Source organism: Collimonas fungivorans Ter331, assembly GCF_000221045.1.
GTDB classification, from domain to species: Bacteria; Pseudomonadota; Gammaproteobacteria; order Burkholderiales; family Burkholderiaceae_D; genus Collimonas; species Collimonas fungivorans_A.
In genome coordinates, this window is sequence record NC_015856.1 from 1,518,452 (window position 1) to 1,540,727 (window position 22,276).

A 22,276-nucleotide genomic window follows, 5' to 3' on the forward strand; every position below is an offset into this window, starting at 1 on the left:
CAGCTTGACAACTTTTTTAGGCCCCACTAAGCTGATTTTCTGGTCGTAATGCAATATATTGTAAGAAATTGTCTCAATATTTTTACGTTGGCGGTATATACAGTAATACTTGTATTGTTTTTATAAAAAGAAATGGCTTTGTTGGGGAGTACTTTGGGTTTTAAATAAGAAATAACCATATACGCGGTCACTGACAACTATTTTAGAAGTGTTTTTTCCTCGGATTCAATCAATGACCAGTCCACGATTTCAATCGCGAATTCACAGCCCGTTGACCGTTTGCACGGCGGCGCAGGCTATTAAGGCATCAACAGAATGACAGATCTACAAGCAAGCCTGTTTATCATCGGAGGCGCGTTTCTTGTCGGCGTCATTTCCTATAACAAATGGCAGGAATACAAAGCCAAGAAGAGTGTTGAGCGCGCGTTTTCCGGATCGCATGACGATGTCTTGATGACTCCCGGCAAAGCTGCGGGCAAAGACAGCGGCGAAGCGCCGCCCCGTCATGAACCCAAGCTGTTCGAAACCGAGCCGGATGCCGATGCGCTGCCGCGCGACGACCTGGAGCAGAGCGCCGAACAGCAGGCAATCGAACCGCAGCTCGGCAATCCGGCGCCGGCGCAGGCGGTGCGCAAGGACCTGCCGGTAGACGAACTGATCGATTGCGCCATCCCGCTGGTGCTGGAAGCCCCGGTGCGCGGCGACAAGGCCTTGCCGGCGCTGCAAAGCTTGCGCCACGTCGGCAACAAGCCTATCCATTTCATCGGCGAAGACGCCAACGGCGAATGGGAGCCGGTGGCGCATGGCGGCATTTACAGCACACTGCTGGCCGGAGTGCAGCTCGCCAACCGCACCAATCCGCTCAACGAAATCGAATATTCGGAACTGGTCAGCCGCTTGCGCCAGATCGCCGACGACCTGGGCGCCGAACCGGATCTGCCGGACATGTCGGAAGTGATGCACACCGCGCGCTCCTTGCATCAGTTCGTGATCGAACACGATGCCCAGCTGGGCGTGAATATCCAGTCCAACGGTGCGCCGTGGGCCATCAGCACCTTGCTGGCGGCGCTGACCCGCCAGGGCTTCGATGCGCGGCCGGAAGGCCGCATGGTGATGTCGGATGGCGAGGGCGGCCTGCTGTTTTCTTTGTCCACCAATGCCAGTGCGGTTGCTGAAACCACCAGCCGCCTGACCTTGCTGCTCGACGTGCCGCGGGTGGCGCCGGACCGCGACGGTTACGGCGCGATGGTGGCTTGCGCACGTTCATTGGCGGCGCGCCTCGGCGGTGTGCTGGTCGACGATAGCAACCAGCCTCTGGCCGATGTGCAGCTGGCCGAGATCGCCGGTCAGGTCGATGCCTTTTACCGTGAAATGGATGCCGCTGAAATTCCAGCCGGCTCGATTCGGGCTTTGCGTCTATTCAGTTAATCATGTCCCCAATATCATCACAAGCAGGCGGCCCGGGAAACACTCCCGATGCCGCCGAATGGCGCTCGCGCGCCGCCTGGCTGGCAGCCGAGCTGAACCGCCACAATCACTCCTATTACGTGCTCGACAACCCCTCGATTCCGGATGCTGAATACGATCAGCTGTTCCGTGAATTGCAGGCGCTGGAGCAGGCCCATCCGGAACTCAATACGCCGGATTCGCCGACTCAGCGCGTAGGCGCCGCACCGTTGCCGCTGTTCGAGCAGGTGACGCATTCGATACCCATGCTGTCCCTGGGCAACGGCTTTGAAGACAACGACATCATCGAGTTCGACCGCCGTGTCAGGGATGGCCTCGACACCCAGGCCGACAGCGACATCGAGTACGCCGCCGAGTTGAAGTTCGACGGCCTGGCGATCAACCTGCGCTACGAAGACGGCGTGCTGGTGCAGGCCGCCACTCGCGGCGACGGCACCACCGGCGAAAACGTCACCAGCAACATCCGCACCGTGCGCGCGATTCCGCTGCGGCTGCATACCGAGCATCCGCCCAAGGTATTGGACGTGCGTGGCGAAGTGCTGATGTTCAAGGACGATTTCGCCAAGCTCAACGCCCGCCAGCGCGAGGCCGAGATGAAAGAATTCGCCAATCCGCGCAATGCCGCCGCCGGCAGTTTGCGCCAGCTCGATTCGCGCATCACGGCGCAGCGCACCTTGCGCTTTTTCGCCTACGGCATCGGCATGCTGGAAGGCGCCGACATGCCGCCGTCGCATTCGGCGCTGCTGGACTGGTACAGTCAGCTCGGGCTGCCGGTCTGCAAGGAACGCGGTGTCGTCAAGGGCGCCAGCGGCCTGCTGGATTTTTTCCGCGATATCGGCGGCAAGCGTCCGCAACTGCCTTACGAAATCGACGGCGTGGTGTACAAGGTGAATCGCCTGCTGCAGCAGCAGACCTTGGGATTCGTATCGCGCGCGCCGCGTTTTGCGCTGGCGCATAAATTCCCGGCGGAAGAAGCCACCACCCAGGTGCTGGGCATCGAAGTGCAGATCGGCCGCACCGGCGCTGTCACTCCGGTGGCGCGGCTGGCGCCGGTGTTTGTCGGCGGCGTCACGGTGACCAACGCCACCCTGCACAATGAAGACGAAGTGCGGCGCAAGGATATCCATATCGGCGACACCGTGATCGTGCGCCGCGCCGGCGACGTGATCCCGGAAGTGGTTTCCTTTGTGCCGGAACTGCGGCCGGCGGACGCACAGTCGTTTGTCATGCCGAGCGAGTGTCCGATTTGCGGCTCTGCCATCGTCAAGCTGGAAGATGAGGCTATCGCGCGCTGCTCGGGCGGCTGGGTCAAGTGCGCGGCACAACGCAAGGGCGGCTTGCAGCATTTTGCATCGCGCCGGGCGATGGATATCGAAGGCCTGGGCGACCAGTTGATCGAACAGTTGGTCGATCGCGACCTCATCCATACGGCGGCCGACCTGTACAAGCTGGGCCTGGTGAAACTGGCGGCGCTGGACCGCATGGCCGACAAATCGGCGCAGAATGTCATGTCTGCGCTGGAAAAATCGAAATCGACCACGCTGGGCCGTTTCATTTATGCGCTCGGCATCCGCCATGTGGGCGAGGCAACGGCGAAAGAGCTGGCGGCGCACTTCGGCAACATCGACGGTTTATTGCAGGCTTCCGAGGAACAGCTGCTGGAAGTTGCCGATATCGGCCCTGTGGTGGCACGATCATTGCTCGCTTTCTTTGCCGATCCGCTGAACCGGGAGCTGGTCGAACAGTTGCGGGCAGCCGGAATCCACTGGCCGGAGAACTTGCCGGCTGCCGGCGGGTCCAAGTTCTTGTTAGGCAAGACCTTCGTGCTGACCGGCAGCCTGCCGACCCTGACGCGCGATGCCGCCGCTGCCATGATTGAGGCGGCTGGCGGTAAAGTGACAGGATCGGTTTCCAAGAAGACCAGTTATGTGGTCGCGGGCGCTGAAGCCGGCAGCAAACTGACTAAAGCGGAAGAACTGAACATCCCTATCCTGGATGAGGACGGACTCCGCACTCTTTTAGAAGAAAGCGATCATGACCAAGATTAGAAAAGCCGTATTTCCCGTCGCCGGCCTGGGCAGTCGTTTTTTGCCTGCCACCAAGGCGCAGCCGAAAGAAATGCTGCCTATCGTCGACAAGCCCTTGATCCAGTACGCAGTGGAAGAAGCTGTCGCCGCCGGCATCACCGACATGGTGTTCATCACCGGCCGCAACAAGCGCGCGATCGAGGATCACTTCGACAAGGCCTACGAGCTGGAAACCGAACTGGAAGCGGCCGGCAAGGCGCGCTTGCTGGAGCTGGTGCAGAACGTCATTCCCAAGCACATCAATTGCATTTTCATACGCCAGTCGGAAATGCTGGGCTTGGGACATGCAGTGTTGTGCGCGCGTCCGGTGGTCGGCGACGATCCTTTTGCGGTGCTGCTGGCCGACGATTTCATGGATGTGGCGGCCGGACAAAAACCTGTGCTGGCGCAGATGACCGATATCTTCGCCGCCGAAAAGTCGAGCATGCTGGCAGTGCAGGACGTGCCGCGCGCCGACACCAAGCAGTACGGCATCGTCAGCATCGATGCCTACAAGACCGACCTGGAAAAGGTCAACAGCATCGTTGAAAAACCGCAGCCCGACCAGGCGCCTTCCACCCTGGCGGTGGTCGGCCGCTATGTGCTGACCAACGGTATTTTCGATTGCCTGGAAGGCCTGGGAAAGGGCGCCGGCGGCGAGATCCAGCTGACCGACGGCATTGCCGCATTGATGAAAAAAGAGCGTGTGCTGGCTTACCGCTACGCCGGCCAGCGTTATGATTGCGGCTCCAAGCTGGGTTATCTGCAGGCGACGCTGGCGATGGGCTTGAAACATCCGGAAACCGGTCCGGAGTTTGCCGAGTACCTGAAACAATTCAAATAATCCTACTGAAGATCGCGCCATGACCGTTCGTGAAATCCTGAAAATGGGCGATCCTCGCCTGCTGCGGCAAGCCGAGCCGGTCACTGCCTTCGGCACGCCGGAACTGGAAGCGCTGATCGCCGACATGTTCGACACCATGTATGCGGCCAACGGCGCCGGCCTGGCGGCGCCGCAGATCGGCGTCAACCTGCAGCTGGTGATTTTCGGTTTCAAGAACAACGTGCGTTATCCGGATGCGCCGGCGGTGCCGGAAACGGTGCTGATCAATCCGGTGCTGCGGCCGCTGTCCGACGACACCGAAGACGGCTGGGAAGGCTGCCTGTCGGTGCCGGGCCTGCGCGGCGTGGTGCCGCGCTGGACCAGCCTGCATTACGAAGGCTTCGACCAGACTGGCGCAGCCATCAGCCGCGACGTCGATGGTTTTCATGCGCGTGTCGTGCAGCATGAGACCGATCATCTGAACGGCATCTTGTATCCGATGCGGATCAAGGATTTCACTCGCTTCGGTTTTACCGAAGTGCTGTTCCCCGAGCTGGATCCCAACCACGACGACTGATTTGCGGTTTTCCCGCATCTGCGCGAATCGCAAGCTTTCATTCAGCCCTGAGAGGCTGAATGCGATGCCGGTTGTCGCTGGCAATATATAATTGCAAGAAAGCCAAGCATGGCGGCGCCTGCCGCTGCTGCTTGTGCGCCTGTCCAATCTTGCTTACTTCGGAAATCGACCCATGCACCATGCGGTAGAAACGTTCATCCAGGATCTGGCCGTGATCATGCTGATCGCCGGCGTCGTGACGGTGCTGTTCAACCGTTTCAAGCAACCGGTGGTGCTTGGCTACATCGTCGCCGGCGTCATCATCGGACCGCACACGCCGCCGTTTTCGCTGATCACGGATGAACGCACGATCCAGATCCTGGCGGAACTGGGCGTGATCTTCCTGCTGTTTTCGCTGGGCCTGGAATTCAGCCTGAAGAAACTCGGCAAGGTCGGCGCCACGGCTTTCGTGGCGGCCCTGGCGGAGATTACGCTGATGCTGTGGGTCGGTTACGAGATCGGGATCTATTTCGGCTGGAAGACGATGGACGCGGTATTCCTCGGCGCCATGCTGTCGGTATCGTCGACCACCATCATCGTCAAGGCGCTTAACGAACTGGGCATGAAGCGCGAGAAATTCGCCCAGCTGATTTTTGGCATCCTGATTGTCGAGGATGTGCTGGCGATCGGCATGATCGCCTTGCTGTCCGGGGTGGCGACCAGCGGTTCGGTGGCCGCCGGCGACGCCGCCGTCACCATCGGCAAGCTGGTGCTGTTCATGATCGTGTCGCTGGTGGCCGGCATCCTGGTCGTGCCGCGCCTGCTGGACTATGTGGCCAAATTCAAGAGCAAGGAAATGCTGCTGGTGACCGTGCTCGGCCTGTGTTTCGGCTTCTGCCTGCTGGTCATGAAAATGCAGTACAGCGTGGCGCTGGGCGCCTTCATCATCGGCGCGGTGATGGCCGAGTCGCGCCATCTGCACCAGATCGAACGCCTGATCGAACCGGTGCGCGACATGTTCAGCGCCATCTTTTTCGTCGCCATCGGCCTGCTGTTCAATCCCTCCATCCTGGCCCAGTACTGGCTGCCGATCGGCGTAATCACGCTGGCCGTGGTGCTGGGTAAGGTGGTCAGCTGCGGCCTGGCGACTTTCCTGTCGGGCCACGACGGCCGCACTTCGATGCGGGTCGGCATGGGGCTGTCGCAGATCGGCGAGTTTTCCTTCATCATCGCGGCGCTTGGCGTCAGCCTGAAAGTCACCAGCGATTTCCTGTATCCGACCGTGGTGGCGGTTTCCGCCGTGACTACCTTGCTGACACCCTACCTGATCAAGCTGGCCGATCCGCTTTCGACCCGCCTGGCGCAGGCCATGCCGCAGAAGCTGGCGTCGGTGTTCGGCATGTATTCAACCTGGCTGGACAGTTTGCAGCCGCAGGGGGATCGCGCCGAACTGTCGCGCATCATCCGCCGCATCCTGATGCAGGTGGTGGTGAACCTGGCGCTGGTAGTGGCGATTTTCATCATCGGCGGCTTTTTTGCCGAGGCGCTCGGCAACAGCATGTCGGCCTGGGTGGCGGACGCGCAAGTGCAGAACGCGATCGTATGGGGCGGAGCGCTGCTGATTTCGCTGCCTTTCCTGATCGCCACCTACCGCAAACTGCATGCGCTCAGCATGCTGCTGGCGGAAATCAGCGTCAAGCCGGAATGGGCCGGTTCCTACAGTCACGCAGTGCGGCGCGTGGTCGCCGAGGTAATCCCTGTGGTCTCGATCATCGGCATCATGCTGATGATTGCAGCGCTCAGCAGCAGGATCCTGCCGCCCACCAACCTGCTGATCCTGGTGCTGGTGGCTGCCGCCGCACTGGTGCTGGTGTTGTGGCAACGTTTTGTGAAATTGCATTCGAAGCTGCAAATCGCACTGCGCGAAACGCTGGAGCAGCAGCCCGACGAAAATCACTGAAGCAGGCGAATCGAGGCTTTGTTTTCCGAATTTGTCTTCTCGTTTGGTTAAAATAGCGTCTTTACTTCTTTTTCAAGACAAAGCCATGACTGCCATGACCCAGGACGAACTCAAACAAGCTGTTGCCCGTGAAGCAATCAAATACGTGGTGGATGGCCAGATTGTCGGCGTCGGTACTGGCTCAACCGCCAATTTTTTCATTGATGAACTAGCCAAGATCAAGCACCGCATCAAAGGCGCTGTGGCTTCGTCGGAAGCGACAGCTGCCCGGTTGCGCGCGCACGACATCGAGGTGTACGACCTGAACCAGGTCGCGACCATGCCCGTCTATATCGACGGCGCCGACGAAATCACCGAGCAGGGCGCCATGATCAAGGGCGGCGGTGCGGCCTTGACGCGCGAAAAGATCGTCGCTTCGGTGGCTGAAAAATTCATTTGCATCGCCGACGGCTCCAAGCTGGTCAAGGTGCTTGGCAAGTTTCCGCTGCCGGTCGAAGTGATCCCGATGGCGCAGGCGGTAGTGGCGCGCAAGCTGATCAAGCTGGGCGGCGAACCGCGTTTGCGCTTCAAGGACGGCAAACCGCTGATTACCGACAACGGCTGCGTGATCATCGACATGGTCGACCTGAAAATCACCGATCCGGTCGAACTGGAGCGGCAAATCAACCAGATCACCGGGGTGGTGACAGTCGGGTTGTTTGCGCAGCAGGGAGCGGATGTCTGTTTGCTGGGAACGCCGGATGGCGTGAAGACGCTGAAGTTCTGACCAGCACTGCGCAGTCGCACGGAATTGAAAAAGGCCCGGTTTCGGGTCTTTTTTTATGCCGAAAGCCAGGGCGGTAGTTCCGATCGGCAATTCGGCCAGCATATGCGATGCGCATAAACTGTTGCGATGCGTCCTCTGATTCAGAGAATGTGGCGGTTCCGCTTATTGCTCATGTACTAGGTCAAATAACGTATATGCCCAGTCATAAATGTCATAAACCGCTGGCAAAAAACAACAAATATGGTCAACTTCACCTAAATTTTTCTTTTCTTTTAAAGAAGCCCGTAAAAATCAATGCAATTTTCTTATGGATAGGTAATATCTAGGCCGTTCCACTTGTAACAATTAGTAACGCCTCAAAAAACGTTGCCAAAATACTCAAGCTGGACACCGGGATAAGATTATTTACATACCAACAAAGGGTAGAAATGAAAAAGACCGTATTCGCATTAGCCGCCCTCGGCCTGATCGGCGCCAATGCACAAGCACAAACCAACGTCACCATCTATGGCGTGATCGACGCTGGCCTTACTTACACCAGTAAAGTCGGTCCAAAGAACGACAGCCGCATCAGCCTGGATTCCGGCGACATGGCGACTTCCCGTATCGGCTTCCGCGGAACGGAAGACCTGGGCGGCGGCCTGAAAGCCATTTTCCAGCTGGAAAACGGTTTCAATGCAGACGATGGTTCGCTCGCTACTGCCAGCACGCTGTTTGACCGTAAAGCGGTAGTCGGCCTGTCCGGCAGCTTCGGTACTGTCACCCTCGGCCGCCAGACCGACTACCTGGATGACATCGGCAGCAAATACACGTCGGTGCAGACGTTCGGCAGCAACGGCATCAAGGCCGGCCATTTCAATAACCTGGACCGTGTCGGCGGTGTCCGCGCCAATAACTCGATCCGCTACGACAGCGCGAACCTGAGCGGCTTCACCGGTAGCCTGTTCTACGGCTTCGGCGAGGTTGCCGGCCAGACTTCGGCAGGCCAGTCATTCGGCCTGGCAGGCAACTACGCGAACGGCCCGTTCGGCATCGGCCTCGGTTACTTCCAGACCAAGCTGGCTGCCGATGCGCTGCCTAGCAAGGCTGGCGACACCGACCTCAAGACCTTCACCCTCGGCGCCAGCTACCAGGCTGGTCCGGCCAAGATCTACGGCGCATGGTCGCAAACCAAGCGTCCATTGGCTGCCGCGCTGGCGGCGACCGGCCTGGTCAACATCACTACCGCGACCAAAGCCAACATTTTCGACCTGGGCGTCGATTATTCGCTGAGCGGCAACCTGCATCTGCTGGCCAGCGTGATCTATGACCGCGCCGATCTGAGCCGCAAGACAGCCGGTTCGACCAAGGGCAAGACTACCCAGCTGAATCTGGGCGTGGACTACTACCTGTCGAAGCGCACCGACCTGTACGCTCTGTACACCAACCAGCGCGCCAACGACGTCAACAACCCAGGCGTGATCAACGCTGCATACAGCAGCGCGCCGGCGGACGACACCAGCCAGAACGTATTCCGCGTGGGCCTGCGCCACAAGTTCTGATTGTTGTAGTTAATTAGCAGCAACAGGCAGTATGGGCGGGGAAGCGGATATGCTTCCCCGCCATTTTTTTATCAACCCAGCCAGCGCAACACCAGCATGTTGATCAAGGCGCCGCCGACGATCAGCCAGCCGAACAACACCGCCGCAAACACCAGCGGTTTGACTCCTGCGGTGCGCAGCGAGGAAAAATGGGTGGATATGCCCAGCGCCGCCATCGCCATGGCCAGCAACACGTTGTCGGCATCGTTGGCATGCGACACCAGCGCACTCGGCAGCAGGTGCAGTGAATTGAGCGCTACGATCGCTACAAAACCGAATGCAAACCAGGGAATCGCCAGGCGGCCTTGTGCGCTGCTGCCTGCTTTCCTGGCGGCGCAGCTTTTCTTCGAGATGTAAGCCGACAGCAGCATCAGGAACGGCGCCAGCATCATCACTCTCACCATCTTGGTAATCACCGCCGTATTGGCCGCATCGGGGCTGATGGCGCGGGCCGCGGCCACCACTTGAGCCACTTCATGCACGGTGGACCCGGTAAAGATGCCATAGGCTTGCGGCGAAGCCGCCAGGAACTGCCAGTGCAGGTTGAGCTGGTACAGCAGCGGATAGAGAAAGATCGCCAGCGACCCGAACACTACGACGGTCGCCACCGCCACCGTCACCTGCGCCGGCTTTGCCCGCAGCACAGGTTCGGTAGCCATCACGGCAGCCGCGCCGCAGATCGAGCTGCCGGCGCCGATCAGCATGGCGGTTTCGCGGTCCAGCTTGAATACGCGGGTGCCGAGCAGCAGCGCCATGCCGAAGGTGGAGCACAGGACCAGAACGTCGATCAGCACGCCGCTCAGCCCGACGTGGCCAATATCCTGGAACGTCAGCCGGAAACCGTAGAGGATGATGCCCAGCCGCAGCAGGTTTTGCTTGGAGAAATTGACACCGGCGGCGCAGGAGGGGGCAATCCGCTGGTAACCCAGGTTACCGGCCAGCATGCCGAGCACGATGGCCAGGGTCAGCGCGCTGAAGCCGTGTGACTGCAGCCAGTCTATCCTGGCGGCGGCGATTGCAGCTGCTGCAATCAGGGCGCTAAGCGCCAGTCCGGCCAGCAGCGGAGGCGGCGTTTTTACAGGGCGGGATGTTGTTGTCAGCGTCGAGGTATTCACTAGGACTTCCAGTCAGATGCGGCCGTGCCGCCATGGAAGTCACTATAGCTATTTGGTATCTAAAAGAAAAACAGATTAATTTTGTATAATTAACCTGTTTTTCAGGTAAATTGATCTCGATAAATGTTTCAGACAAAGGCCAACATGCGCCTCACTATCAGGCAATTGCAGATTTTCCTGGCGATAGCCCAGTCCGGCAGCACGACAGCGGCGGCGGAACAGATCGCCTTGTCGCAGTCGGCCGCCAGCGCCGCCCTGAACGAGCTGGAAAACCTGCTCGACTGCCGCTTGTTCGACCGCGTCGGCAAACGCCTGATCCTCAATGACAACGGTCGCCTGCTGTTGCCGCAGGCGGGCCAGGTGGTGGATGCCGCCAAAACCATAGAACAGCAGTTCCTGACGCCAGGCATGGCGCAGGGCGGCGGCCTGCAAATCGGTTCCAGCACCACCATAGGCAGTTATCTGCTGCCTGCGCTGATTGCCGCTTACCGGCAACAGCACAGCGAGCTGCAAGTGCGGGTGATGATCGCCAATACCGCCGACATCGTCGCCGCCGTGGTCAATTTCGAAGTCGACGTCGGCCTCATCGAAGGCCCCAGCCATGCCGCCGACCTGCAGGTCGAGCCATGGATGGTCGACGAGTTGCTGGTGGTCGCTTCGCCGCAGCATCCGCTGGCCGGCGGCGACCGGAAAGTCGGCCTGGCGCAGCTGCGTCAGGCCGAGTGGCTGTTGCGCGAGCCAGGCTCAGGTACGCGCGAAGCCGTCGAGCAAGCCTTGCTGCCGCATCTGCACCACTTGCGGCAAAGCTATGAATTCGGCAATTCGGAAGCGATCAAGCACGCGACCGCAGCCGGCCTCGGCATCAGCTGCCTGTCGCATGCGGTGGTGGCCGATTTCCTGCAAAGCGGACGGCTGGTTGAGCTGAAAACATCGCTGCCGAGATTGCACCGGCACTTTTACCTGGTCCACAGCAGGCACAAGATCCTGTCGCTGCGGCTGATGCAGTTCCTGGCGTATTGCCGCAGCTGGTCTTGAATATCCGGCGTTTCCGCCGGGCATATGTGGCCGTCTTGCCAATGTCGATGTCAAAATGGATATCGGTTGTGATAAAAAAGTGATTAGTAAGACCAGCCAAGTGTTTTTACACTGGCTTCGGTATTTATTCTCTTGAGATTGGCGGCGAAAAGCCTGTCATGCGATTTTCTTCTTCACTATATTGATATCTGAAACCGTATCGAAACTACGAAAAAATTCATTTGTTTGATATCAATGATGTTCGTAAGATAGTGAGGAATTTCATCAGGAAAGGTCTATATTTACTGTTAACCGGCAACGGCGCATGCAGTCGAGGCAGGTGCATCACAATGTTCAGGCGCAAGATCAAAATAACTAAAGGAGACAAGCTGTGAAAATGTTTAAAACGACGATTGTTGGATTGCTGATTGGCGCATTCGGCCTGGTGTCCCAGGCTGGCGCGCAGGAGAAAGGCCCGATCGGCATTTCGATGCCCACCAAATCCTCGGCGCGCTGGATCGCCGATGGCGACAATATGGTCAAGGTATTCAAGGAAAAAGGCTACAAGACTGACCTGCAATACGCTGAAGACGACATCCCGAACCAGCTGGCGCAGATCGAGAACATGGTGACCAAAGGCGTCAAGGTGCTGGTGATCGCCGCGATTGACGGCACTACCTTATCCAATGCCTTGCAAAAAGCTGCCGACAAGGGCATCAAGGTCATCGCCTATGACCGCCTGATCCGCGGTTCCAAGAACGTCGACTACTACGCCACTTTCGACAATTTCCAGGTCGGCGTGCTGCAAGCCAGCTATATCGAAAAAACACTTGGCCTGAAGGAAGGCAAGGGTCCGTTCAATATCGAATTGTTCGGCGGTTCGGCTGACGACAACAATGCCTTCTTCTTCTACAACGGCGCGATGTCGGTGCTGCAGCCGTATATCGACAAAGGCAAGCTGGTGGTGCGCAGCAAGCAGACCGGCATGGACAAGGTTTCGACCTTGCGCTGGGATGGCGCGGTAGCCCAGGCGCGCATGGATAACCTGCTCAGCGCCTACTACGGCAACGCCCACGTGGACGCAGTGCTGTCGCCGTACGACGGCATCAGCATCGGCATCCTGTCGTCGCTCAAGGGCGTAGGCTACGGCACGCCGAAGCAACCGATGCCGATCGTGACCGGCCAGGACGCCGAAGTCCCTTCGGTGAAATCGATCGTGCGCGGCGAGCAGCGCCAGACCGTGTTCAAGGATACGCGCGAACTGGCCAAGGTGACGGTCGGCATGGTGGACGCCATGCTGAGCGGCAAGGCGCCTGCCATCAACGATACCAAGACGTATAACAACGGCGTCAAGGTCGTGCCTTCCTACCTGTTGAAACCGGTCAGCGTCGATGTCTCCAACTGGAAGCAAGTGCTGGTCGGCAGCGGTTACTACACCGAAGCCCAGATCAAATAAGCATCGGCCGGGATGTAGCAATACGTAGTAATGAAGAGTCTTGTTTGGCCGGACCTTGCAATGCGCGGAAGCGTGTTGCAAGGTCCCGGAGTCAGGCGCTGGCGTAGGTTTGAGGTAAGCGAGGTAACAACAGATGGAAACCATCCTGGAAATGCGCGGGATCGGGAAGACATTCCCGGGAGTCAAAGCATTGGACAATGTCAACCTGGCAGTCCGTAACGGCGAGATCCATGCCGTGGTCGGTGAAAACGGCGCCGGAAAATCCACCTTGATGAAAGTATTGAGCGGCGTCTATCCGCACGGTTCCTATACCGGCGAGATCCGCTTCGAAGGCATGGCGCGGCAGTTCGACGGCATCGCCGACAGTGAAAAGATCGGCATCATCATCATTCACCAGGAATTGGCACTGGTGCCGCTGCTGTCGATTACAGAGAATATTTTCCTGGGCAACGAACAGGCCACGAACGGCGTGATCGATTGGGAAGTTTCCTACGCCAAGACCAAGGAACTGCTGGCCAAGGTCGGGCTGAAGGAATCGCCCAGCACGCTGATCACCAACCTCGGCGTCGGCAAGCAACAGCTGATTGAAATCGCCAAGGCGCTGTCGAAGCAGGTCAAGCTGCTGATCCTCGACGAACCGACCGCCAGCCTGAACGAAAGCGACAGCGACGCCTTGCTGGATTTGCTGCTGGAGCTCAAGGCGCAGGGGATTTCATCGATCCTGATCTCCCACAAGCTCAACGAAATTTCCAAGGTCGCCGATTCGATCACGATCCTGCGCGACGGCTCCACGGTCGATACCCTGGATTGCCACAAGGAAGTGATCAGCGAAGACCGCATCATCCAGAACATGGTCGGACGCGAGATGGCCGACCGCTACCCCAAACGCAGCCCGGATATCGGCGAGACCATATTCGAGGTCAAGCAATGGTCTGTCCACCACCCGATCCATCCTGAGCGGCAGGTGATCAAGGGTGTCGATTTCCATGTCAAGAAAGGCGAAATCGTCGGCATCGCCGGTTTGATGGGCGCCGGCCGCACCGAACTGGCGATGAGCATCTTCGGCCGCGCCTACGGCCAGCGCATCAGCGGCAAGGTGTTTTTGCGCGGCAAGGAAATCGACGTCAGCAACGTGCAAAAAGCCATCGACAACGGCATTGCCTATGTCACCGAAGACAGAAAAGGCTACGGCCTGATCCTTGACCAGGATATCAAGAAGAACATCACGCTGGCCAATCTGAACGGCATTGCGGACAGCAGCGTGATCGACGAAGGGCGCGAGTATGCGGTCGCCGCCGATTACCGGCGCCAGCTGAAGATACGTTGCTCGAACGTGTTCCAGAAAGTGCTGAACCTGTCCGGCGGCAACCAGCAGAAAGTGGTGCTCAGCAAATGGCTGTTTTCCAACCCCGACGTGCTGATCCTGGACGAACCGACGCGCGGTATCGACGTCGGCGCCAAGTACGAGATCTACACCATCATCGACCAACTGGCCCGCGAAGGCAAATGCATCATCATGATTTCATCGGAAATGCCGGAACTGCTGGGCATGTGCGACCGCATCTATGTCATGAACGAGGGAAAATTTGTCGGCGAAATGGCGGCGGCGGAAGCATCCCAGGAAAAAATCATGCGCGCGATAGTGCGGAATGTGAAGAACGGAGACAACTGAAATGAACCAAGATATAGCAGCGCCGGCAGCCAGCGAAAACCGGCCCCAGCCCGCAGCCGAAAAGAAGGAATACAACGGCTTCCTGAAGAACAACATGCGTGAATACGGCATGCTGATGTCGCTGATCGCGATCATGGCGTTTTTCCAGTACATGACCAACGGCACCCTGATGCAGCCGCTGAACCTGACCAACCTGGTGTTGCAGAACAGCTATATCGTCATCATGGCGCTCGGCATGCTGATGGTCATCGTGGCCGGCCATATCGACTTGTCGGTGGGATCGGTAGTCGGATTCATCGGCGCCCTGGCGGCGGTGCTGATCGTCAACCTGCACATGAATTTCGTACTGGCCAGCATCCTGTGCATCCTGGCCGGCGCCGTGATCGGCGCGGCCCAAGGATATTGGGTAGCGTTTTTCAAGATACCGTCGTTCATCGTCACCCTGGCCGGCATGCTGGTGTTCAAGGGATTGACGCTGGCGCTGCTGCAGGGGCAATCGATAGGACCGTTCCCCGACGATTTCCAGATGCTGAGTTCGGGCTTCATCCCCGATCTCTTCAGCGCCGCCGACTTGCGCATCACTTCCCTGCTGGTGGGCGTGGCGGTCGCCGCCATCATGATCTTTGTCAAGGTCCGTGCCCGCACCAAGCAGACCAAGCACGGCATGGAAGACGAACCTTATGTGTTCTTCATCTTGAAGAATGCCGTGTTTGCCGCCGTCATCATCTTCTTCAGCTATCTGCTGGCGTCCTATAAAGGCATGCCGAATGTGCTGATCATCATGTTCCTGCTGATGGTGGTGTATACCTTCGTCGCCAACCGCACCACGATCGGGCGCCGCATCTATGCGGTCGGCGGCAACGAGAAAGCCGCCAAGCTGTCCGGCATCAAGACTTCGCGCGTATCGTTTTACACCTTCATCAACATGGGCATGCTGGCTGCGCTGGCAGGGCTGATTTTCGCGGCTCGCCTCAATACCGCCACACCCAAGGCCGGCACCGGTTTCGAGCTGGACGTGATTGCCGCCTGCTTCATCGGCGGCGCGTCGGCTTCCGGCGGCGTCGGCAAGGTCATGGGAGCGGTGATCGGCGCTTTCGTGATGGGCGTGATGAACAACGGCATGTCGATCATGGGCATCGGCATCGATTATCAGCAGGTGATCAAGGGGCTGGTATTGCTGGCCGCGGTATTTGTCGACGTCTACAACAAGAACAAATAGCAAGGCGGCTGCGCTTATTCGCCATTATTAACTGCGGCCGGCGATTTTTCATATTTCAATTTTAAAGCTGGCGTCCGTCCCGATGCGGATGGATGCCGCCCCGACAATTTCAAGAGGAAGCCAAAGATGACTGTCGATAAAAAGCATCCGCTCCAAAATACACGCCCGCTGCGCTCGGCCGAATGGTTCGGCAGCAACGACAAGAACGGCATGATGTACCGCAGCTGGATGAAGAACCAGGGAATTCCCGACCATGAATTCCAGGGTAAGCCGATCATCGGCATCTGCAATACCTGGTCCGAGCTGACGCCGTGCAACGCCCATTTCCGCAAGATCGCCGAACACGTCAAGCGCGGCATTTCGGAAGCGGGCGGATTCCCGGTGGAGTTCCCGGTATTTTCCAACGGCGAATCGAACCTGCGGCCGACCGCCATGCTGACTCGTAACCTGGCCAGCATGGATGTGGAAGAGTCGATCCGCGGCAATCCGATGGATGCGGTAGTGCTGCTGGTGGGCTGCGACAAGACTACGCCGGCCTTGCTGATGGGCGCCGCCAGCTGCGACGTCCCGGCAATCGTGGTGACTGGCGGCCCTATGCTGAACGGCAAGCACGAAGGCAAGGACCTGGGTTCCGGCACTGCCGTCTGGCAGCTGAGCGAAGCGGTCAAGGGCGGCGAGATCAGCATGCACCAGTTCCTGGCGGCGGAAGCCGGCATGTCGCGCTCGGCCGGCACTTGCAACACCATGGGCACGGCTTCGACCATGGCTTGCATGGCCGAGGCGCTGGGCACGTCGCTGCCGCACAATGCGGCGATTCCGGCGGTCGATGCGCGCCGTTATGTGCTGGCGCACATGTCAGGCATGCGGATTGTCGACATGGTGTGGGAAGACCTGCGCTTGTCGAAGATACTGACCCGCGAAGCGTTTGAAAACGCGATCCGGGTCAATGCCGCGATCGGCGGCTCGACCAACGCCGTGATCCATCTGAAGGCGATCGCCGCCCGCATCGGCGTGCCGCTGGAACTGGAAGACTGGACCCGCATCGGCCGCGGCACGCCGACCCTGGTCGACCTGCAGCCCTCCGGCCGCTTCCTGATGGAAGAGTTTTATTACGCCGGCGGTTTACCCGGCGTATTGCGCCGCCTGGGCGAAGCAGGACTGCTGCCGCACAAGGATGCCCTGACGGTGAACGGCAAATCGCTGTGGGAAAACAACCAGGACGCGCCTATCTATAACGACGAGGTGATCCGCGTCATCGACAAGCCCCTGATCGACGACGGCGGCATCTGCATCCTGCGCGGCAACCTGGCGCCGCGCGGCGCGGTGCTCAAGCCGTCTGCCGCCACGCCGGCACTGATGCAGCATCGCGGCAAGGCGGTAGTGTTCGAAGACTTCGCGCATTACAAGGCGCGCATCAACGATCCCGAACTGGATGTCGACGCCAGCTCGGTGCTGGTGATGAAAAATTGCGGCCCCAAGGGTTATCCCGGCATGGCCGAGGTCGGCAACATGGGTTTGCCGCCGAAACTGCTGGCGCAGGGCATCAAGGACATGGTGCGGATTTCGGATGCCCGCATGAGCGGCACCGCCTACGGCACGGTGGTGCTGCACGTGGCGCCGGAAGCTGCCGCCGGCGGACCGTTGGGCATCGTGCAGGATGGCGACTGGATAGAACTGGATTGCGCCGGCGGCCGTTTGCACCTGGATATCAGCGATGCCGAAATGGCGCAGCGCCAGGTGGCCAGGGAAGCGGTGAACGCCGCAGCGGTGACGGCGCACAGCGGCTACCAGCGTCTGTACATAGACCGGGTATTGCAGGCCGACGAAGGCTGCGATTTCGATTTCCTGGTCGGATGCCGCGGCTCGGCCGTACCTAAGCACTCCCACTAAGTGCAGTCGTAGGGTGGGCACGCTTTTGTGCCCACGCTGTTTTGATATCCGCGTGGGCACAAAAGCGTGCCCACCCTACAATTAATTTCGTGACGTTAGTAAATGGGAGAAACACATGTTGTTGATTCAATTCAAGCAGGCCGACGGCCAGCGCCGGATCGGCGTACTGGAAGACGACGGCCGCAAAATCCATGTGGTGGAAGGCTTTGCCTCGACTTACGCTCTGGCGCAAGCGGCGATTGCCGGCAGCCGTTCATTGCAAGAACTTGCCGCTGCCGCGCTCGGCGGCACCGTGCTGGATTACACCGAGGTAGCGCAAGCCGGGCGCCTGCTGCCGCCGCTGGATCACGGCGACAGCGCCCATTGCTACGTCACCGGCACCGGCCTGACCCACCTGGGCAGCGCCGACGGCCGCGACGCCATGCACAAGAAAATCAGCGATGTCGACAGCCTGACCGATAGCATGAAGATGTTCCGCATGGGCCTGGAAGGCGGCAAGCCGCAGCCGGGAACGGCGGGCGTGCAGCCGGAATGGTTCTACAAGGGCGACGGCAGCATCGTCTGCGCCGGCGAACAGGCGCTGACGATGCCGCATTTTGCGCTGGATGGCGGCGAAGAGCCTGAGATCGCCGCGTTGTATGTGATTGGACCGGACGGCACGCCATGCCGGCTCGGTTTTGCGATCGGCAACGAATTTTCCGACCATGTCACCGAGCGCCAGAATTACCTCTACCTGGCGCACTCCAAGCTGCGCGTCTGCGCGGTCGGCCCGGCCTTGCTGCTGGGAGATTTACCGCCGCACGTGGAAGGCATGTCGCGCATCCGCGACATCAGCGGCCGGGTCCGCTGGGAAAAACCGTTTGTCAGCGGCGAAGAGAACATGTCGCATACCGTGGCCAACCTGGAGCACCACCATTTCAAATATCCGCTGTTCCGGCGTCCGGGAGATGTGCATATCCATTTCTTCGGCACCGCCACCCTGAGCTGTTCGGATGGCATCCAGGTGGCGCCGGGAGAAACATTCGAGATCGACGTCGCTGCCTTCGGGCCGCCGCTGCGCAACCGGCTGGCGGTCGAGACCTTGCCAGCGCCGCGCATCCGTCAGTTGTAAACTGTTCGCTGCATGCCGCAATCCGGCACTGCAGCCTTTCAATTTTAGGAAAAGCATGGACCTCAGTATGAATATTACGGGCGAATCCCTGATCGGCGCCTCCCGTATCAAAGGCGGCGGCGCTGCCTTTTTTGCTTTTAATCCCGCTACCGCAAGCAATATCGAACCGGCATTCCATACCGCCGGCAAAGTCGAAATCGACTGTGCCTGCGATCTTGCGCGCATTGCTTTCGATCCTTATCGCGCGACCGATCCGGAAACCCGTGCGCGTTTCCTGGAAAGCATCGCTGCAAATATCCTGGCGCTCGGCGACCAGCTGATAGAACGTGCGATGAGCGAAAGCGGCTTGCCGCGCGCCCGGCTGGAAGGCGAACGCGGCCGCACCATGGGGCAGCTCAAGCTGTTTGCAGAAGTGCTGCGCGAAGGTTCCTGGCAGGATGCGCGCATCGACCCGGCGCTGCCGGAGCGTCAGCCTTTGCCGCGGGTCGACCTGCGTCTGCGCATGATTGCGCTGGGGCCGGTGGCGGTGTTCGGCGCCAGCAATTTTCCGCTGGCGTTTTCAGTCGCCGGCGGCGATACCGCGGCAGCGCTGGCGGCAGGTTGCCCGGTGGTGGTCAAAGCCCATCCGGCCCATCCCGGCACATCGGAACTGGTTGGCCGCGCGATCCAGCAAGCGGTGGCGGCAGCGGGTTTGCCGGAAGGCGTATTTTCCCTGCTGACCGGCGTCGGCAACGAACTTGGCGCCGCACTGGTCAGGCATCCGGTGATCCAGGCAGTCGGCTTTACCGGCTCGCGCCAGGGCGGGCTGGCCTTGATGGCGGCGGCTGCCGCACGGCCGCAACCGATTCCGGTGTATGCTGAAATGAGCAGCATCAATCCAGTGTTCCTGCTGCCGCAGGCATTGGCCGGCAAGGCTGAAGCGCTGGCTACGGCATTTGTCGATTCACTGGTGCTGGGCGTCGGCCAGTTCTGCACCAATCCCGGCCTGGTGCTGGCGCTACAGGGACCGGATCTTGAGCGTTTCAGCGCCGCCGCTGCGGCACAGCTGGCGCAGCGCAATGCCGCTACCATGCTGACAGCCGGCATCCATCACGCATATCAAAACGGCGTCGGCCGGCTTGCCGCCAATTCCCGCGTGCGCCAGCTGAGCCAGGGCGTCGCCAGCGATGCCGCCGTCAGCGGCGTGCCTGCTTTGTTCAGCGCCAGCGCCCAGGATTTCCTGGCCGATCCGCATTTGTCGGAAGAGATATTCGGACCTGCGTCATTGCTGGTCGCCTGCCGCGACCTGGGCGAGATGTTTGCCGTGGCCGAGCACCTGGAAGGGCAGTTGACCGCGACGCTGCAGATGGCAGACGGCGACCATGAAACCGTACGCGGATTGCTGCCTATCCTGGAGCGCAAGGTTGGACGGATCCTGGCGAATGGCTTTCCGACCGGGGTCGAGGTATCGTATTCGATGGTCCATGGCGGACCGTTCCCGGCGACATCGGACAGCCGCGCCACCTCGGTCGGCACCGCAGCCATCCAGCGTTTCCTGCGCCCGGTTTCTTATCAGAACCTGCCGCAAGACCTGTTGCCCGCGGCCGTCCAGGACAGCAATCCGCTGGCGATCTGGCAGCGCATCAACGGTCAATTGAAAAAATAAGCTGAACTCATCGGCATAACACCGGAATAACACAGGAGTTGACATGTCCGCAGTAAAAGATACGCAGCTGGCGCATTTTCCCAGCCTGAAAGGCAAGAATGTATTCGTCACCGGCGGCGGCAGCGGCATCGGCGCAGCGATTGTCGGTGCGTTTGCCGAGCAGGGCGCGCGCGTGGCGTTCGTCGATATCGAGACCGCGGCCAGCGAAGCTTTATGCGAGCAGCTGGCAGCGGCGGGCCTGCCCAGGCCGCTGTTCCGCCATTGCGATATCCGCGATATCGCGGCGTTGCAGTCGACCATCGAAGGATTGGCGCAAGAGCTGGGCGATTTTGATGTGCTGGTCAACAATGCTGCCAACGACCAGCGCCACCAGTGGGAAGAAGTGACCGTCGACTACTGGAACGACCGTATCGCCATCAACCAGCGTCCGATGTTCTTTACCTGCCAGGCGGTGGCGCCCGGCATGCGCAAGAAGGGCGGCGGTTCCATCATCAACCTCAGCTCGATCAGCTGGCATCTGTCGAACGGCGGCTATCCGGTGTACACCACGGCCAAGGCGGCGGTAGTCGGCCTGACCCGCGGCCTGGCGCGCGACCTCGGACCGCACAATATCCGCGTCAATACCGTGTCGCCGGGCTGGGTGATGACTGAAAGGCAGATCGCCCTGTGGCTCGATGCCGCCGGCGAGGAAGACATCAAGCGCAACCAGTGCCTGCCGGGGAAACTGCAGCCTTGGCACCTGGCGCGCATGGTGCTGTTCCTGGCTGCGGACGACAGTGCGATGTGCACTGCCCAGGAATTCATCGTCGATGCCGGCTGGGCTTGAAGGAAACACCGCGCTTCAGTAAATCTGCGTCGCCACTTCACGGATCGTCTGCTGCAAGATCTTGGCGCCCGGCGACAGGATCTGCAGGCGGCGCGTGATGATGCCGAAACCATCCATCTTGCACGGCAGCTCGATCGGCAGTATCGCCAGCACGTTGACCTGGGCGTAAAAGCGCGCCACTTCGGCCGGCATCACATGCAGGAAATCGGTCTGCTGCAGCAGGCTGCCGATGACCAGGATCGCGGTGGTGTCGACCACATTCGCCGGCGGCGCCAGGCCATCCTTGTGGAACATCATGTCGACCCGGTGCCGCAGGATGCTGCCCTTGGGCGGCAGGATCCAGCCGGCGTCGGCGATATCCTTCAATTGCAGGTTGGAGACATTGCGCAGCGGATGGTCGACCCGCGCCACCGCGCATACCGGCTCGTCCGACAACTCTTCGTATTCAAGGTTGCGGTTGTCTTCCTGGTCCAGGATGCGCGCCACCAGGAAATCGAGCGAGCCGCGCTGCAGCCGCTCCAGCAGGATGTTGCTGCTTTCCACCTCGACCCCGATGCGCAGCATCGGCGCCTGCTGCTTGAGCCGCGCAATCGCCGGCGGCAGCAGCACCATGCCCGGCGACAGGATCGCACCGACATTGACTTGCCCCGACAGGCCGGATTTCAACGCAGTGATGTCGTCATGCGCATGCGACAGGCTGGTCAGCGCCATGCGTGAATGGCGGATCATCGCTTCGCCGTAGATGGTCGGCCGCATGCCGCGCGGCAGCCGCTCGAACAATTGCACGTCCAGCATGTCTTCCAGGTCCTTGAGCTGCTTGGAGGCGGCCGGCTGCGTCATGTTGAGCGCTTCCGCCGCGCGATGGATATTGCGTTCCTCATCCAGCGCGATCAGTAAGAGCAGCTGGCGGGTTTTCAGGCGCGCGCGCAGAAACCAGTTGGTGTCGTTGGTAGGCATTGTCGTCTCGCTGGTTGGTTTTTTTATATGCTGCCCGCTCGATCCTTTGATCTTTCCAGATCGGCGAAACTCTCAAAATGATACCAAATACAGTATTGATGTAGTGGAAAAATTCATTGGATCGATATCAATCGAATCCTTACTATGAGCCCA

Annotated in this window: 17 protein-coding genes; 15 read left to right on the plus strand and 2 right to left on the minus strand. The window is 59.6% G+C overall.

Features of this window, described 5'->3' with window-relative positions; genetic code table 11:
- Positions 1-315: 315 nt before the first annotated feature.
- The 7 genes from CFU_RS06670 to CFU_RS06700 all read left to right on the plus strand — a co-directional run bounded on the left by CFU_RS06670 (position 316) and on the right by CFU_RS06700 (position 9,179).
- Entirely contained in the window at positions 316-1,428 is a 1,113-nt protein-coding gene (locus CFU_RS06670) for a cell division protein ZipA C-terminal FtsZ-binding domain-containing protein (protein ID WP_014005280.1), read from the plus strand.
- A 2-nt stretch (positions 1,429-1,430) separates the two neighbouring features.
- Positions 1,431-3,515: an NAD-dependent DNA ligase LigA gene (gene ligA / locus CFU_RS06675; RefSeq protein ID WP_014005281.1), complete on the plus strand. Its 2,085-nt coding sequence runs from the start codon at positions 1,431-1,433 to the stop codon at positions 3,513-3,515.
- Complete coding sequence (gene galU / locus CFU_RS06680; protein WP_014005282.1) at positions 3,502-4,377, plus strand: UTP--glucose-1-phosphate uridylyltransferase GalU; 876 nt, start codon at positions 3,502-3,504, stop codon at positions 4,375-4,377. The genes ligA and galU overlap by 14 nt, the downstream gene beginning before the upstream one ends.
- A gap of 19 nt (positions 4,378-4,396) precedes the next feature.
- Positions 4,397-4,933, plus strand: a complete 537-nt coding sequence (def, locus tag CFU_RS06685) for a peptide deformylase (RefSeq protein ID WP_014005283.1) — start codon at positions 4,397-4,399, stop codon at positions 4,931-4,933.
- A 172-nt stretch (positions 4,934-5,105) separates the two neighbouring features.
- Complete coding sequence (locus CFU_RS06690) at positions 5,106-6,872, plus strand: cation:proton antiporter (RefSeq protein ID WP_041743080.1); 1,767 nt, start codon at positions 5,106-5,108, stop codon at positions 6,870-6,872.
- Positions 6,873-6,966: 94 nt separating this feature from the next.
- Positions 6,967-7,638, plus strand: a complete 672-nt coding sequence (rpiA, locus tag CFU_RS06695) for a ribose-5-phosphate isomerase RpiA (RefSeq protein ID WP_041743081.1) — start codon at positions 6,967-6,969, stop codon at positions 7,636-7,638.
- A gap of 428 nt (positions 7,639-8,066) precedes the next feature.
- Positions 8,067-9,179, plus strand: a complete 1,113-nt coding sequence (locus tag CFU_RS06700) for a porin (RefSeq protein ID WP_014005286.1) — start codon at positions 8,067-8,069, stop codon at positions 9,177-9,179.
- A gap of 71 nt (positions 9,180-9,250) precedes the next feature.
- Here CFU_RS06700 and CFU_RS06705 read toward each other — a convergent pair whose 3' ends face one another.
- Complete coding sequence (locus CFU_RS06705) at positions 9,251-10,333, minus strand: YeiH family protein (RefSeq protein WP_014005287.1); 1,083 nt, start codon at positions 10,331-10,333, stop codon at positions 9,251-9,253.
- Between the two features lie 144 nt (positions 10,334-10,477).
- Between CFU_RS06705 and CFU_RS06710 the strand changes: the two genes are divergently transcribed.
- From CFU_RS06710 to CFU_RS06745, 8 genes are all read left to right on the plus strand, one after another.
- Complete coding sequence (locus tag CFU_RS06710) at positions 10,478-11,368, plus strand: LysR family transcriptional regulator (RefSeq protein WP_041743082.1); 891 nt, start codon at positions 10,478-10,480, stop codon at positions 11,366-11,368.
- A 376-nt stretch (positions 11,369-11,744) separates the two neighbouring features.
- Positions 11,745-12,803: a multiple monosaccharide ABC transporter substrate-binding protein gene (gene chvE / locus CFU_RS06715; RefSeq protein ID WP_041741416.1), complete on the plus strand. Its 1,059-nt coding sequence runs from the start codon at positions 11,745-11,747 to the stop codon at positions 12,801-12,803.
- A 133-nt stretch (positions 12,804-12,936) separates the two neighbouring features.
- Positions 12,937-14,475, plus strand: coding sequence for a multiple monosaccharide ABC transporter ATP-binding protein (gene mmsA, locus CFU_RS06720; protein WP_014005290.1), 1,539 nt, complete (start codon positions 12,937-12,939; stop codon positions 14,473-14,475).
- 1 nt (position 14,476) lies between these two features.
- Positions 14,477-15,694, plus strand: a complete 1,218-nt coding sequence (gene mmsB / locus CFU_RS06725; RefSeq protein ID WP_014005291.1) for a multiple monosaccharide ABC transporter permease — start codon at positions 14,477-14,479, stop codon at positions 15,692-15,694.
- 126 nt (positions 15,695-15,820) lie between these two features.
- Positions 15,821-17,584, plus strand: a complete 1,764-nt coding sequence (locus tag CFU_RS06730) for an IlvD/Edd family dehydratase (protein WP_014005292.1) — start codon at positions 15,821-15,823, stop codon at positions 17,582-17,584.
- A gap of 115 nt (positions 17,585-17,699) precedes the next feature.
- Entirely contained in the window at positions 17,700-18,695 is a 996-nt protein-coding gene (gene araD1, locus CFU_RS06735) for an AraD1 family protein (RefSeq protein ID WP_014005293.1), read from the plus strand.
- A gap of 67 nt (positions 18,696-18,762) precedes the next feature.
- Positions 18,763-20,340 (plus strand): aldehyde dehydrogenase (NADP(+)), encoded by a 1,578-nt coding sequence (locus CFU_RS06740; protein ID WP_041741417.1) that lies wholly within the window; start codon positions 18,763-18,765, stop codon positions 20,338-20,340.
- Between the two features lie 43 nt (positions 20,341-20,383).
- Positions 20,384-21,166: an SDR family NAD(P)-dependent oxidoreductase gene (locus CFU_RS06745; RefSeq protein ID WP_014005295.1), complete on the plus strand. Its 783-nt coding sequence runs from the start codon at positions 20,384-20,386 to the stop codon at positions 21,164-21,166.
- Positions 21,167-21,181: 15 nt separating this feature from the next.
- On the opposite strand, the gene CFU_RS06750 is transcribed toward CFU_RS06745, so the two are convergent.
- Positions 21,182-22,123, minus strand: coding sequence for a LysR family transcriptional regulator (locus tag CFU_RS06750; protein WP_014005296.1), 942 nt, complete (start codon positions 22,121-22,123; stop codon positions 21,182-21,184).
- Positions 22,124-22,276: the final 153 nt, after the last annotated feature.